10 protein-coding genes are annotated in these 13,107 nt (G+C 72.9%); 3 read left to right on the forward strand and 7 right to left on the reverse strand.

The window, feature by feature from the left end; all coding sequences use genetic code 11:
* Positions 1-92: 92 nt before the first annotated feature.
* The 5 genes from KIH74_RS06220 to KIH74_RS39145 all read right to left on the reverse strand — a co-directional run bounded on the left by KIH74_RS06220 (position 93) and on the right by KIH74_RS39145 (position 4,782).
* A complete protein-coding gene (locus KIH74_RS06220; protein ID WP_214154806.1) occupies positions 93-1,286 on the reverse strand; it encodes an amidohydrolase in 1,194 nt (397 codons plus the stop codon).
* A complete protein-coding gene (locus KIH74_RS06225) occupies positions 1,283-2,110 on the reverse strand; it encodes an aspartate dehydrogenase domain-containing protein (RefSeq protein ID WP_214154807.1) in 828 nt (275 codons plus the stop codon). Before KIH74_RS06225 ends, KIH74_RS06220 begins: the two co-directional genes overlap by 4 nt.
* Entirely contained in the window at positions 2,107-3,492 is a 1,386-nt protein-coding gene (locus tag KIH74_RS06230; protein WP_214154808.1) for a gamma-glutamyltransferase, read from the reverse strand. The genes KIH74_RS06225 and KIH74_RS06230 overlap by 4 nt, the downstream gene beginning before the upstream one ends.
* A 29-nt stretch (positions 3,493-3,521) precedes the next feature.
* Entirely contained in the window at positions 3,522-3,965 is a 444-nt protein-coding gene (locus tag KIH74_RS06235) for a VOC family protein (protein ID WP_214154809.1), read from the reverse strand.
* Between the two features lie 136 nt (positions 3,966-4,101).
* Entirely contained in the window at positions 4,102-4,782 is a 681-nt protein-coding gene (locus KIH74_RS39145) for an LLM class flavin-dependent oxidoreductase (RefSeq protein WP_214154810.1), read from the reverse strand.
* A 343-nt stretch (positions 4,783-5,125) separates the two neighbouring features.
* On the opposite strand from KIH74_RS39145, the gene KIH74_RS06245 reads away from it, so the two are divergent.
* A complete protein-coding gene (locus KIH74_RS06245; protein ID WP_214154811.1) occupies positions 5,126-5,839 on the forward strand; it encodes a DUF7007 domain-containing protein in 714 nt (237 codons plus the stop codon).
* A gap of 393 nt (positions 5,840-6,232) precedes the next feature.
* Positions 6,233-7,447, forward strand: a complete 1,215-nt coding sequence (locus KIH74_RS38395) for an RICIN domain-containing protein (RefSeq protein ID WP_214154812.1) — start codon at positions 6,233-6,235, stop codon at positions 7,445-7,447.
* 120 nt (positions 7,448-7,567) lie between these two features.
* Here the strand turns inward: KIH74_RS38395 and KIH74_RS06255 are convergent, their stop codons facing one another.
* Together KIH74_RS06255 and KIH74_RS06260 are read right to left on the reverse strand one after the other, a co-directional pair.
* The gene (locus KIH74_RS06255) at positions 7,568-9,319 is read right to left on the reverse strand and encodes a glycoside hydrolase family 3 protein (protein ID WP_372492002.1); all 1,752 of its coding nucleotides are present in this window, start codon (positions 9,317-9,319) and stop codon (positions 7,568-7,570) included.
* Between the two features lie 12 nt (positions 9,320-9,331).
* Positions 9,332-10,609, reverse strand: a complete 1,278-nt coding sequence (locus KIH74_RS06260) for an MFS transporter (RefSeq protein ID WP_214154814.1) — start codon at positions 10,607-10,609, stop codon at positions 9,332-9,334.
* A 261-nt stretch (positions 10,610-10,870) separates the two neighbouring features.
* Between KIH74_RS06260 and KIH74_RS06265 the strand changes: the two genes are divergently transcribed.
* Complete coding sequence (locus KIH74_RS06265; protein ID WP_214154815.1) at positions 10,871-13,102, forward strand: ROK family transcriptional regulator; 2,232 nt, start codon at positions 10,871-10,873, stop codon at positions 13,100-13,102.
* The last annotated feature ends 5 nt before the right edge of the window (positions 13,103-13,107 follow it).

The following is a 13,107-nucleotide window of genomic DNA, read 5'->3' on the forward strand; positions in this document are numbered from 1 at the left end:
GAGTTTTTTCACTTACTACCTTGATTGGTTTCAATGAGGTTTCATCATGGCCGTTTTCGTGGATCAAGGGATGAATGCTGTATCCCAAGAGCTCACTGGAGTCGCTCTCGCAGCACCGCGAGAGCCCCGGCCAGGCCCACCGCGACGGCGCCCGTCGGGTGCGGGGCGAACCGGGCGTCGTGGTTGCGCGGCACCGCCTCGCCGCTCGCGTGCAGCGCCGGGTCGTGCACCCCGAAGTTCCAGATGACCGACGGCACCCCGAGACGCTCGGCGTAGCGGCTGAAGTCGTCGCTGGCCGGCAGCGGGTCGGGCGGCGGGGCCACGGCGCCCGCCCCGAACACCCCGGCCAGCGCCCCGGCCACCCGCTCGTTCTCGGCCGGGTCGTTGTACACGGCGGGCAGGTGGGAGATCTCCTCGACGCGCAAGTCCACCCCGCCCGCGGCGGCCTCGCCGTGCAGGATGCGCAGCATCGCGGTGCGCAGCCGCTCGGCCACCTCGGGTTCGTAGGCGCGGGCCGACACGGTGAACACGGCCTCGGCCGGGATCACGTTCTCCTTGGTGCCGGCGTGGAAGGTCGCGACGGTGAGCACGGCCATCCGGAACGGGTCGACCTCCCGCGACACCACGCTCTGGAGCCGCGCCACCATGGCGACGGCGGTGAGCAGGGGGTCGCTGGCCAGGTGCGGGCGGCTGGCGTGGCCACCGACCCCGCTGACCGTGACCCGCCAGGAGCTCTGGGACGACAGGAACCAGCCGGGGCGCACCAGCAGGCGGCCCAGCGGGGCCGAGGTGACGTGCTGGCCGAGCACCACGTCGGGGGTGCCGGTGGTCTCGAACAGGCCGTCGTCGAGCATGGCCAGGGCACCGGCGCCGGTCTCCTCGGCGGGCTGGAAGATGCCCACCAGGGTGCCGCTCCAGGCGTCCCGGTGCTCATCCAGCCACTGCATCGCCCCGGTCAGGCAGGCGGTGTGCAGGTCGTGCCCGCAGGCGTGCATCACGCCGGGAACGGTGCTGGCGTAGGGCAGGCCGGTGTGTTCGTGCAGGGGCAGCGCGTCCAGGTCGGCGCGGAACCCGGCCACCGGCCCGGACCCGTTGCGCAGCACCGCCTCCAGGCCGGTGCCGCCGCAGTCGCGCAGGTGCGCGCCGGTGCCGGTCAGCGCCTCGCGCACGGTGGCCCGGGTGCGGTGCTCCCGGCCCGACAGCTCGGGGTGGGCGTGCAGGTCGCGGTAGAGCCGCAGGACGCTCGTGGGCGCGGGTGGGTAACCGCTCGCTTCCGGTGTGGTCACCAGGTGCTCACCACCACGGCGCCCGGGCCGACGCCACGGTGCAGTCCGGCCAGCAGGTCGACGACCGACCAGGCGGTGATCATCGAGGTCCGGCCGCCGGAGCCGGGGTGCACCGCGTTCTCGAAGGTGAGCCGGTAGCTGCCGACCGGTGAGGTCCAGCTCACCTCGTGCCGGGTGGCGGTGGCCGCCGGGTCGGCGACCACGACCACCTCCACCCGGTCCAGGCCGAGCGTGGCCAGGGCCAGCGCGACAGAGGAGTTCGAGGTGCGCGGGTAGGCCAGGGCCGCCTGGCGGGCGGTGCCGCGGAACACCTCGACCGCAGCCGTGACCTGCGGGTCCACGCCGAGCGCGGCGGGACGCTTGACCGTGGTGTGCAGCACGTGCGCGTCGCGGGTGCCGGCCCGGGCCGCGGCGGCCAGCACGTCGAAGCCGCCGAGCGCGCCGGTGGGCAGCAGCACCCGGCCGGGGGCCGGGAGAGCGCCGTGGTCGCGGGAGTCCGGCCGGCCGGTGGTCCCGGGTTCGGCCAGCACCCCGCAGGAGCAGACCACCACGTCCGTGCCGAGGGCCAGGGCCCGCGGGACCAGGCGGCGGGCGGCGTCCACCGTGGTCGCCTCGACCAGCACGTCGGCGCCGCTCAGCAGGGCGTCCACCTGATGCCGGGGGGTGCCCGAGCCGACCGTGTCCAGCAGGGTGCAGCCGGGAACCTCACCCCGCGCCAGAGCCTCGGTCACGGCGCGGCCGATGCTCCCGGTGCCGGCGACCACGACGCGAAGATCCTTGTCCTGTGACGTTTTCGCCGTCTCCACCGTCGCGCCCGCGCTCACGCCGCCACCGCCGCGCCGTCCCAGCGCGGGTCGGCCGCCGCGGCGGCCCGCCCGGGCGCGGAGCGCACGATCACGTGGGAGCTGCGGGCCCCGAACTCCGGCAGGCCCTCGCCCTCGCGGGTCACCGTGCCGTCCGCGCCGAGCTGCCAGCGCGGGGTGATCAGGGCCTCCCCCAGATCGCTCTCGCCCCGGCCGGTCGGCAGCAGCGCGCCCAGCAGGGCGGTGTTCCAGGGCACCTGCTGCTCGCCGCCGGGGGTCGCACCCAGCAGCCAGCCGGCGGTGTGCCGGGCGGCCCAGGCGTGCAGGGTGGTGAGGGGGCGGCGGCCCGGCACCGGGGCGTTGGGATGGCCCTGCTCGAAGGCGAATCCGCGCCCGGCCCGGTTGGACAGCACCAGGTCGTAGTCCTCCACCACCAGCCCGCTGCCGAACTGCGGGAACGAGTTGGAGTGCACCACCACCACGGCGTTGCCCTCGGCGTCGGCCGCGGCGACGGTCGAGGTGCCCTCCCCCGCCGGGGCGAGCCCGCCGCGGGCCTGCCGGGCCAGCACGTCGCGCACCCGGTCCGGGCCGGTGCGGGTGACGTCCTGTCCGGCGAACACCTCGGTCAGCGCCCGGCCGTAGGTCGGGGCGTTCGTCGCCCACAGCGGTCCGGCCGAGGTGTGGACGCTGTGGGCCAGGGTCTCGTCGACGGTCACCGGGGCGAGGTCGGCGAGTGTCAGCACGCCACCCGCGGCGGCGACCCGGCGCACCACCGCCTCCCCCACGCGTCCGCCGAAGAGCTGTGCGCCGTGCTGCGCGTACTCGGCCAGCAGGCGCGCCATGGCGGGCAGCGGCAGCCCGGTGCCGGCCGGGATCGGCCCGGTGGCCGGGCTGTACACCGTTCCGCCGGGCTGGTGTTCGGCCAGCAGGTGGCGGGCCTCGTGCGCCAGGTGCGCGCTCAGCGCGGACCAGACGATCCCGCGCCCGGCCAGTGCCCGGGCCGGCTCGGTCAGCCGGACGCGGCCCAGGCGGCCCAGCGCCGCGAGCCGGTCGTACCCGGCCGGGGCGCCGGGCACACCGACCGCGAGGCCGCCCGTGGCGGGCACGTCCCAGTCCCGGGCCGCCGCCGCGTCGTGCAGCCCGGCGGCCGCGCCGCCGAGCGCGACGAGGGAGGTCGGCGTGGTGTCACCGGCCCGCAGGTAGAGCGCGACGACGTCACCGGCCAGCCCGCACTTGGACGGCAGCGCGACGGTCTCGGCGAGACAGGCCGCCACCGCGGCGTCGAAGGCGTTGCCGCCGCCGAGCAGGGTGGCCAGGCCGATCCCGGCCGCGGTGCGCGAGCCCGCGGCCACGGCACCGAGGGTGCCGGTGGCCACGGCGCGCCGGGCGAGGAGGGAGGACATCGGGCTGGACATCGGGCTGGGCATCCGGCTCAGGCCCCGGGCTCGACCTGCGAGGGGCCGTAGTGGCGCAGCTCGATGGTGTTGCCGTCGGGGTCGTCCACGTAGATCAGGTCGGCGGGCCCGAGGGCGCCCCAGCGGCGGAACGGGCCACCGACGGTCTCGAACACCCCGGACTCCTTGAGTGCCACCAGGTCGGTCGGCTCGATGACGACGCAGAAGTGGGACACGTTCTTGCCGGTGGCCTCGGCCCGCGCGTCGAGGTCGAGGATCTGGCCGGGGCACACCTCGACCGAGGGGAAGGGGACCGTGCCGGCCCGGAACTCGTCGAGCCGGTGCACGAGGAAGCCGAACTTCTCGACGTACCAGCGCACCGAGGCCTCGGGGTCCTTGACCCGCAGCACGATGTGATCGATCTGCTGCACGCTCACGACGCCGTCGGCGGTGGCCGGGATGGAGGAGTAGGTGATGGTCATGCAGGATGTTGTATCCAGAATTAGTTACTTCGGGCGCCCTGCTCCATGAACGCCATGTTTCTGACGGCCGCTCCTCGTCGTCCTCATGTGGGGTTTCTGGCCGTTCGTGAGAAGAGTCGGACCGGCCGGTGATCTTCTAGGGATCCAATAGCCGGTTGCCCAGGGCGCGGGCGGTGGCGTCGACGAGCTCGATCATCTGCCCCCGGGGCGCCGGGGAGGGCCAGAACGGGCAGCGGTCCACGCCCGCGGCGGCGTAGGCGCCCACCTCCTCCAGCCGCCCGCCGAACAGGGTGACCGGGATCGGCCGCTCCGAGCCGGGTTTGCGGGCGGTCTTCTTGAAGTGCCGGATCCGGTCGAGCACCCCCGGGTGGCGCATCGGGATCCACTCGTCCCCGTACTCGATCACCCTGCGGGCGACGTTCGGGCCGTTGCCGCCCACCAGAATCGGCGGGTGCGGCTTGCGCACCGGCTTCGGCCAGGACTGCACCGGGCCGAAGTCGGCGAACTCACCGTGGTAGCTGGCGTCGTCGTCCGTCCAGAAGGTGCGGTCGATCCGCGGGCGCAGCAGGCCCGCGGCCAGGGCGCCCGCACGGCCTCCCGGGCCCCGGCCAGGCGCACCGGGTCGCGGGTGAGCTCGAAGAGGGTGTAGCTGCGCATGCCGAGGGGATGCATGGTCCGGGTCCCGGGGAAGGGGGTGGGCAGCCCGCCGAGGGTCACGTGGATCACGATCGTGCCGTGGTCGGCGGTGGCACCGGCCAGCTCCTGCACGCCCGGGCCCGCCACGGCGTCGAACACCAGCCGGGACCGGGCGCCCCACCCTCGGCAGGGCCCGGGACCGGGCGCCTCACCGATGCGATCCGTCTCACCCCGGAAAATTTTGCGCGCACATCGTCGTCACAGGCGCCATCACCCTGAGCCAGAGCATGGCCGAAGCGCCGCACGACGCGATGACTCACCGTCCCCAATCACCGAAAATCGTAATTACGGAACGCAACCAAAGGCCCGTGACCTGCACGGTTACGTTCGCCTGGGCAACGATTGAATCGTTCTTCAGTGGTGCACATCCGGGCAGAATTCGACTACGGTCGATGCATCATCCGTCACTCGGGACGCTCCGGTGTCTCGTTGACGGCGACGTGCCGGGCCACAGGAGAGAAGCGATGCGCACCACCGAACTGCCGTCCCTGAGTCCCTGGGGCAGTATCCGCTCGTTCGAGCCGGTGGGCGACGAAGGCATCCTGCGCATCCGCACCGACGCCGGCACCAGCTACTTCGTGCCCCGGCAGCCGAACTCCCGCATCCACGATGCCTGGCGGGTGCCCACCGGCTGGTACCGGGAGAGCGACGACGACCTGCACTGGGCGATCGTGGCCATCACCTACCCCGCACTGTTCCCCGACGACACGGTGAACCGCGCCCATGAGCTCCAGCAGCGGGCCCATCCCCAGCGTTACACGGCGGTCCTCGCCGCCGAACTGGCCGGGCTGGCCGGGATCGAGCGCTCCACGCGCACGCCGGCCCCTCGCCCGGCCGCCGACCAGAGAGACAACCGGACAGACGATCGGGTCATGCAGCAGACGATTGAGAAGACCACCGACCACACCACCGATCACGCGACCGAGGCGATGAGCGGCCAGAAGCCGCCGGCCCGCCGCCCGGCCTGGGTGCGCAAGCCCGGCCCGGTCGCCCGGTCGGTGTGGGGTGACTGGCACGAGACCGTTCCCGCCGGGCACGTGGGTGTGGTCGCCTCGCTCGACAGCTCCCCCGACGACGAGAGCTGGCACCTGATCCCGGCGGACGAGTACGAGGAGCGCGGGTCGTTCCGGTTCGTGGTCGACCCCGAGCGTCATCAGGAGTGGCTGGGCCACCCCTGATCCGTCTGAGGGCGTTCGCCCGGCCACGCGAGCGCGGGCTGCGGCGCTGCGGCCTGGGTCTCCAGGTGATCGAGCCGGGTGACCGGTAGTGGCGTGATGGTGACCGGTAGCGGCGTGATGCCGTGGCCGGAACAGCAACTTCGGTGGCGGCGCTGTCGGCCGCGCCCGCCGCGCGGACCTGGGCCGGGCCGCCGAGTTCTCCAGCAGCAGTCGTGTTCTCCAGCAGCAGTCGTGCCGTCCGCGCCCGACCGCCCCGTCCGTTGTCGGCGCCGCGTCGCGAAAGTACCGCCGTGCTGATCATCCGGGGGACGTGAGAAGCATTGAACCGTCGCTGTGATCGGTCCGTCTATTCAGGAACAGGCGCCTGCCGTCCGGTAACTGAATGGAGAAGACGTGACGTCCGAGACCGGCGTGCCGGTTCAGAGGCCATCGGATCCGGCCGGCCGGCCAGATCCGGTTGACCAGCCGGACCAGACACAGCATCCGCTTCTTCGCAGCCGGCGCCCGAAGGCGCTGGCCCGGGCCGCCCGGCAGCAGGAACTCCTGGCCGCCGGCGGCGCGGAACCACCGCCGGAACCCGTTGCGTCTCCAGCGGTCCGGGCGGCTCACCGGCGTACCCGGACCCCGGCCCGGATCTCGGCCTGGAACTCCCTGGAGATCTGGGCCCAGGCCACGACCCGGGGCTGGGCCTGGAAAAAACAGATTCCGCACCCGAAGGGCACCGGGGTCGCTGCTGTCGGCGCCGTCCTGGTGATCGGTTGCGGTGCCGCGGTTCTGGCGATCTCGGGTGACCACGACCCCGCCCCGGTCCCCCTCTCGTCGGCGGTGAACGAGACCCCCTCCCCCGCCACCGGTCAGGGACTGCCCACGACGACGGCTGTTCCGGAACCCTCGACCGACGCAAAGGCGACGCCAGGCGGGAAACCCCGGAAGTCTTCGGGGTCAGGAACCGATGAGGTCGCTACCGGATCGACCGGCAGCGGGAACAACGACGCACTCCAGAACAACGAAGGGACGACGAAAACCGGCGCGACCCCGGATGGGCAGAAGGCGTCGTCCGGAACTCAGGACAGCCCGGCGAAGGCCGGCACGCAGGACGCGGCCACCACGACGGCCGCCGGCGGGAACACCGCGAGCAGCGCAGGCGGCGCGGCGGGCAACGTGGTCACCGTCGGGGTGATCCGGAACCTGATCACCGGGTTCTGCGCCGACCTGCCCGGCCGGGCGGCCGCCGACGAGAACGTCCTGGTCCGGCAGAACACCTGTGCCCCAGGCGCTTCCGACAACCAGCAGTTCCAGACCGTGGCCGCGGCCGACGGCACGTTCCTGCTGCGCAACGTCGCGTCGGGCTGGTGCCTCGACGTCGACGGTTCGGGCAGCGTGGAGTCGGGCACCGTCGTCAACACCCATGGATGCCTGCCCGGCAGCCAGGACAACCAGATGTTCCGCAAGCAGGCCCAGGGCAACGGATTCTTCCTGGTCCACGTGAAGACCGGCATGTGCCTCAACGTCTCCAACCCCTACGGCGTCGACAACAAGGTCGCCGACCTGAAGCTGACCCTCTATGCCTGCTCGGCCAAGGACGACCACATCTGGACGTTCGGCTGACCGGACCGGTTCGGCGGCGGGTGGCCCGCTGCACGCCCGGCACGAAACCCCACCGCCGTCACCCTGGCCTGCTGAAGAATCCGCAGGCCAGGGTAGTGCCCTTCGACAAGGGCCGGGCAGTCAGAGGGTCAGGCCGTGCCCGTAGGGGAACAGCGGGCCGGCGGTGTCGTTCGGCACGTCCTCGCGGGACGCCTCCACGGCGGCCATCGACGACGGCAGCTCGAACGGCAGCGTGCCGGTAGCGGGTGAGCGGCCGAACAGCACGTCCAGCAGAGCCTCGTCGCTCACCCCGAAAGTGCCGACCAGGGCGGCTGTCTCATCGGCCAGCGGGGTCAGCACCGCGGGCCGGTCGAGCATCACGTCGAGCACGGTCGGCACCGTGGCGGCCAGCGACAGCAGCGGGGCGAGTTCCTGGTCGGTGAAGTCCAGCCGGCCGGAGTGGAAGAACGCCTCGAACCCTCCTTCACGCGGTTCGTGCGGAGCGCCCCGGCGCACGATCGCCACGTCGGCCGCGGCCGGGTCGTCGGTCACCTTCGCGTAGGCCTGTGCCACGGCCGGGTCGACACCGTCCAGGTAGACGGTGACGCCCTCGGCCAGCGGGAGGGTGGTGTGGTTGGTCAGCACCACGATCGAGCGGCGCTGTGCCTCCAGGCCGGCGCGGCGGAACGAGGCCTGCCCGGCCACCTGCTCGGCCAGGTCGGGGTCCACGTAGCGGCGGTGGTCGAACAGGCCCAGGCGGAACTTGTCGCGCAGGATGCGCCGCACCGACACGTCGATGCGCTCGGTGCTGATCCGGCCCTGGCCGACCAGCTCGACGATCAGCTCCGGGCACTGCTCGCCACCCAGCTGGTCGGCACCGGCGTTCAGGATCTTCTCGATCCGCGAGAGCCGGTCCAGGTGCTCCACGCCCCAGGCCCGGGCGGGCATCGGCGAGCCCATGATCTCGGCGTCGGTGACCAGGCCCCAGTCGGTGCAGACCACCCCGTCGAAGCCGTACCGCTGCCGCAGCAGGCCCTCGATCACGCCGCGGTTGAAGCTGAAACCGACTTCTTCGTGCCCGGTTCCGACCGGCATCCCGTAGTAGGGCATGATCTGCGCGGCGCCGGCGGCGAACGCCGCCTCGAACGGCTTGAGGTGGTACTCCCAGTTGTCCCCGGGGTACACCTGCTCGCGGCCGTAGGCGAAATGCGCGTCCTCGCCGTCCTTCTGCGGTCCGGCACCGGGGAAGTGCTTCACCATCGCGACCACGCTGCCCGGGCCGAGTTCCGGCCCCTGAAGGCCACGCACGTACGCCGCGATGAGTTCCGAGACCATGTCGGCGTCGGAGCCCAGCGTGCCGCTGGTGCGCGCCCAGCGCGGCTCGGAGGCCAGGTCGGCCATCGGGTGCAGGGCCACCCGGATACCGGCGGCCAGGTACTCCTGCCGGGCGATGTCCGCGAACTGCCGCACCACGGCTGGGTCTTTGGTGGCGCCCAGGCCGATCGGCTCGGGCCAGGCGGAGAATCCGCCGGCCGCCGCGGAGGCGGCCGGGTTGTCGATGACGCCGTGCCGGGGGTCGGTCGAGACGGTCACCGGGATGCCCAGCCGGGTTCCGGCGGCGATCTCCTGGATCCGGTTGTGCCACTCGGCGATCCGGCGCGGGGTGACCGGGGCGAAGGTGAGGATGTTGAAGTGGTTCAGCTGCCCGTCGCGGATCAGCGAACCGGTGTCCGGGATCATCGCGTCACCGGGCGGCAGGGTGCCGTCCGGGTTGACGGCGGCCATGGTGTGGAACATCAGCCCGGCCTTCTCGGTCAGGGTCATCCGGCCCAGCAGGTCCTCGACGCGCTTCTCGACCGGTAGCGCGGGATTCTGATAAGGGTTCACGGTCATACCTTTCCGGGATCAGCTGGCGCCGCGGATCATCCGCACCAGGAGCGAGCCGGCCACGGCCACCACGGCGCCGAGCAGGAACAGCAGGCTGTAGTTCGAGCCGCTGCCGCCGATCGCGAGGATCGGCGCGGCGAGGATCGGCACCAGCGACTGCGGCAGGGCGTTGGCGATGTTCAGCACGCCCATGTCCTTGGCGGCGTCGTTCGGGTCGGGCAGCACGTCGGTGGCGAGCGCCAGGTCGACGGCCAGGTACACGCCCTCGCCGACGCCGAACAGCAGGATGGCGCCCAGGAACACCGGGAAGCTTCCGGCGAACGCGATGACCACCAGCGAGAGGGCCAGCAGGAAGCCCGCGCCCAGCACGTACGGCTTACGCCGCCCGGAGCGGTCGGACAGGGTGCCGCCGAGCGTGGACCCGGCGACCAGGCCGACCGTGGTGATGACGGTGGCGATCAGGACACCGGTGGCGACGTTGTCGGTGGTGTAGCCGAAACGGTCGATGAGCAGGTAGCTCTGGTAGGTGGTGACCGAGCACAGGCCCATCCACAGCAGGAAGCGGCTGAGGATGTTCCAGGCGAAGTCGGGGTGGCGCCGGGGGTTGATGTAGAAGGTGGCGAGGAACTCGCGCAACCGGTACGGGGCGAAGTGGCCCTTCTCGGCCGGGCGGTCCTGCACCACGGTCACGAGCACCGCCACCGAGGCGACACCGATGACGGCCGGCACCAGGAACATCAGCACGGTGTGCTGCGAGAGTGCGGCGGCCAGGCTGACGCCGACCAGGATGGAGACCGAGGTCATCAGGCCGAGCAGGCCGCTCACCCGGCCGCGCTGCTGCGGCGGGATCTGGTCGGGCAGCAGGGCGGTGAGGGTGGCCAGGGTGGCGTTGACACCGAGCTGGGCCAGGGCCCATCCGGCGGTGAGCACCGGGATGCTGGCGCCGGTCGCGACGATCGTCAGGCCGGCCAGACCGACCAGCATGCCGCCCAGCAGCCAGGGCCGGCGACGGCCGAAGCGGGAGGTGGTGCGGTCGGACATGGCGCCGAAGAACGGGTTTCCGATCAGCGCCAGCAGGGCGCCGACCGACAGAACGCTGCCCAGGGCGGCGGACTTGTTGTCGGGGGCGATCTGCGCGACCCGGATCGCCATGGTGACGACGACGGGGGTGAGGATCGCGAGATAGGCGCCCAGCATGGCCAGGGCCATGGCGACGACGAGCTTGGCCGGGGCGTCGGGCTGTTCCGGGGAGAGAACCGGCGTGGGGTCTTTCGGCCGGGAGTCGGCTGTGGTCATGCGCACACACCTCGTTGGGTCCGCGTGATAGGGGATCTGGGACGCCTACGGCCGGGCCGGCTTCCGGTGCGTCGGTGCCCCTGCCGGAAAGGTATCGACCGGGATTGGGTCGAACCAGGGGCGAGAAGGCGCCATTCTTGCCGTGAATCGCCTGTGTCTCCGCTTTTCCGGCCCCATTTGGGTGATCTGTGCCTGACCGAGCGTGCGGAGTGCCGCCGGTTAGGTCTAGTTCCGCCGAAACCTGGTGCCTAGACTGCGCGCATGCCCGGCCGACGCGTCCATCACCTCCGGCGGGATCTGCTGCTCGGCGCGGTGCGCGGGGCCGGGCGGATCAGCCGGGCCGAGCTGGCGCAGCGCACCGGGATGGCCCGGATGACGGTCACCGGCCTGGTCGACGAGATGCTGGCGAGCGGTGTGCTGGCCGAGGAACCGGCCCGGGCCGACGGCACCCGCACCGGGCGCCCCGCCCGGGTGCTCACGCTCGGGCCCGCGGCCGGCTCGGTGGTGGGCGCGAGCGTGGACGAGCACGGCATCCGGGTGGCCGTGGCCGACCTGACCGGCACGGTGCGGGCGGAACGGGTGGACGACGCGGTGGGCGCCGACCTGGCCGCGCTGATCACCGGGTGTGTGGAAGAGGCCGGGAGCGGCCCGGTCTGGTCGACGGTGGTCGGTCACCTGCCCGGCACCCCGCCTCCCGCCGGTCTGCCGGGTTCGCGGGTGACCGCCCGGGGTCTGGCCGATTTGTGCCTGATCGGCGAGGTCACCCAGGGGGTGGCGGTGGGCCGCAAGAACGTCTGCTTCCTGCGGGTGTGCCGCGACGTCGGCTGCGGGCTGATGCTGAACGGCCACCTGCACACCGGCGCGGCCGGGGCGGCGGGCGAGATCGGGCACGTGCAGATCGACGAGACCGGCGCCCTGTGCCGGTGCGGCCGGCGCGGCTGCCTGGAGACGATCGTCGCCCCGGAGGCCGTTCTCGACGCCCTGGAGGCGATGCACGGCGACCGGCTGAGCGTGGCCCGGGCGCTGGAGCTGTCGCGGCACGACGCCACCGCCGAACGGGTGCTGGGCGACGCCGGGCACATGATCGGCCGGGTGCTCGCGGCCCTGGCCGGCACCGTCAACCCGGAGGTCGTGGTGCTGGCCGGCCCGATGATCGAGGCCGAGGGCCTGGTGGTGGCCGAGGTGCGCGAGGCCCTGCGCCGTTACGCCCCGCGCGAGCTGGTCGACGGAACCCAGGTGCTGGTCAGCGAACTCGGTGAGCGGGCCGCGCTGGCCGGGGCGCTGGCCCTGGCGCTGCACACCCTCCCGGGTGAACGGGCCGGCCGGGCCGTCGCGGCGCACGCGGGGCCGGACGGTGACGGACCCGGTGGCGTGAACGAGCGGGAGCGGGCCGTGCGCCGCCGGATGATCACCGACCTGCTGCGCACCGGTGGCGCCACCGCCCGCAGCGACATCGTGCGGCGTACCCGTCTGCCGCGTGCGGCGGTGGCCGATCTGCTCGCCGGGCTGCACCGCGACGGCGTCGTCGAGCCGGCCACCCCGCCCGGTGACCGCCCCGGGCGTCCCTCACCGCACTTCCGGCTGGCCTCACCCGCCGGGCTGCTGGTCGGGCTGTCGCTCGGCGGTGACGGGGTGCGCGCGGTGGTCGCCGACCGGGCCGGGCGCCGGATCGGCGGCGGTTTCCGGCCCTTGCCCGCCTCTCCCGAGGGCCGGGGTCAGATCCGGGACGCCGCCGGGTTCGCCCTCGAGCTGATCGCCGGTCACGGCCACGCCCCCGGCCCGGGTGTCGCGGTCGCGATGGCGGTGCCCGCGCCGGTGCACCCGGTGACCGGGGAGTTCGGGAAACGCAGTGTGCTGCCGTTCTTCTCGGGCTATTCTCCGGCCGAGGACCTGGCCGCTCAGCTGGGCTGCCCGGTGCGGGTGTTCAACAACGCGCAGCTGGCCGCGCTCGGTGAGACCCGCCGTGGCGCGGCGCGTGGCGCCCGGGACGTGCTGTATCTCAAGACGTCCCAGCACTGCGGCGCCGGGATCGTGGTGTCGGGGCGGATGTACGGCGGGGCGATCGGGTACGCCGGGGAGATCAGCCATCTGACGGTACGGGACATCGGCCCGCTGTGTTTCTGCGGCCGCCGGGGCTGCCTGTCGGTGTTCCTCCAGCCCGGGGCGTTCGGCGCGGTGCTGGACCGGTTCGGGCCGCCGTCCCAGGAGCGGCTGCTGGAGCTGGCGGCCGGGGGCCACGGCCCGGCGCGGCGGGCACTGCTGGACGCCGGTCGCCTGGTCGGGCGCACCACGGCGGTGCTGTGCAACCTGCTCAACCCGGCGCTGGTGGTGGTCGGCGGGCGGTTCACCGAGCCCGGTGACCAGGTGGTCGACGGGGTGCGGGAGTCGCTGGGGCGGTACTGCGCGCCGCCGGTGGCGGCCGCCCTGACGGTGGTGCGGGCCGAGCTGGGCGAGGAGGCCGAGGCGATCGGGGCGGTCGAGTCACTGCTGTGACCACC

This window comes from Kineosporia corallincola (assembly GCF_018499875.1).
Classification (GTDB): domain Bacteria; phylum Actinomycetota; class Actinomycetes; order Actinomycetales; family Kineosporiaceae; genus Kineosporia; species Kineosporia corallincola.

Excerpts from the sequence above, each read along its gene's own strand:
- KIH74_RS06230 (WP_214154808.1), bottom strand. The coding sequence starts at position 3,492 with ATGTCCTCCCTCCTCGCCCGGCGCGCCGTGGCCACCGGCACCCTCGGT.
- KIH74_RS06235 (WP_214154809.1), bottom strand. The coding sequence starts at position 3,965 with ATGACCATCACCTACTCCTCCATCCCGGCCACCGCCGACGGCGTCGTG.
- KIH74_RS06245 (WP_214154811.1), top strand. The coding sequence starts at position 5,126 with ATGCGCACCACCGAACTGCCGTCCCTGAGTCCCTGGGGCAGTATCCGC.
- KIH74_RS06255 (WP_372492002.1), bottom strand. The coding sequence starts at position 9,319 with ATGACCGTGAACCCTTATCAGAATCCCGCGCTACCGGTCGAGAAGCGC.
- KIH74_RS06260 (WP_214154814.1), bottom strand. The coding sequence starts at position 10,609 with ATGACCACAGCCGACTCCCGGCCGAAAGACCCCACGCCGGTTCTCTCC.
- KIH74_RS06265 (WP_214154815.1), top strand. The coding sequence starts at position 10,871 with ATGCCCGGCCGACGCGTCCATCACCTCCGGCGGGATCTGCTGCTCGGC.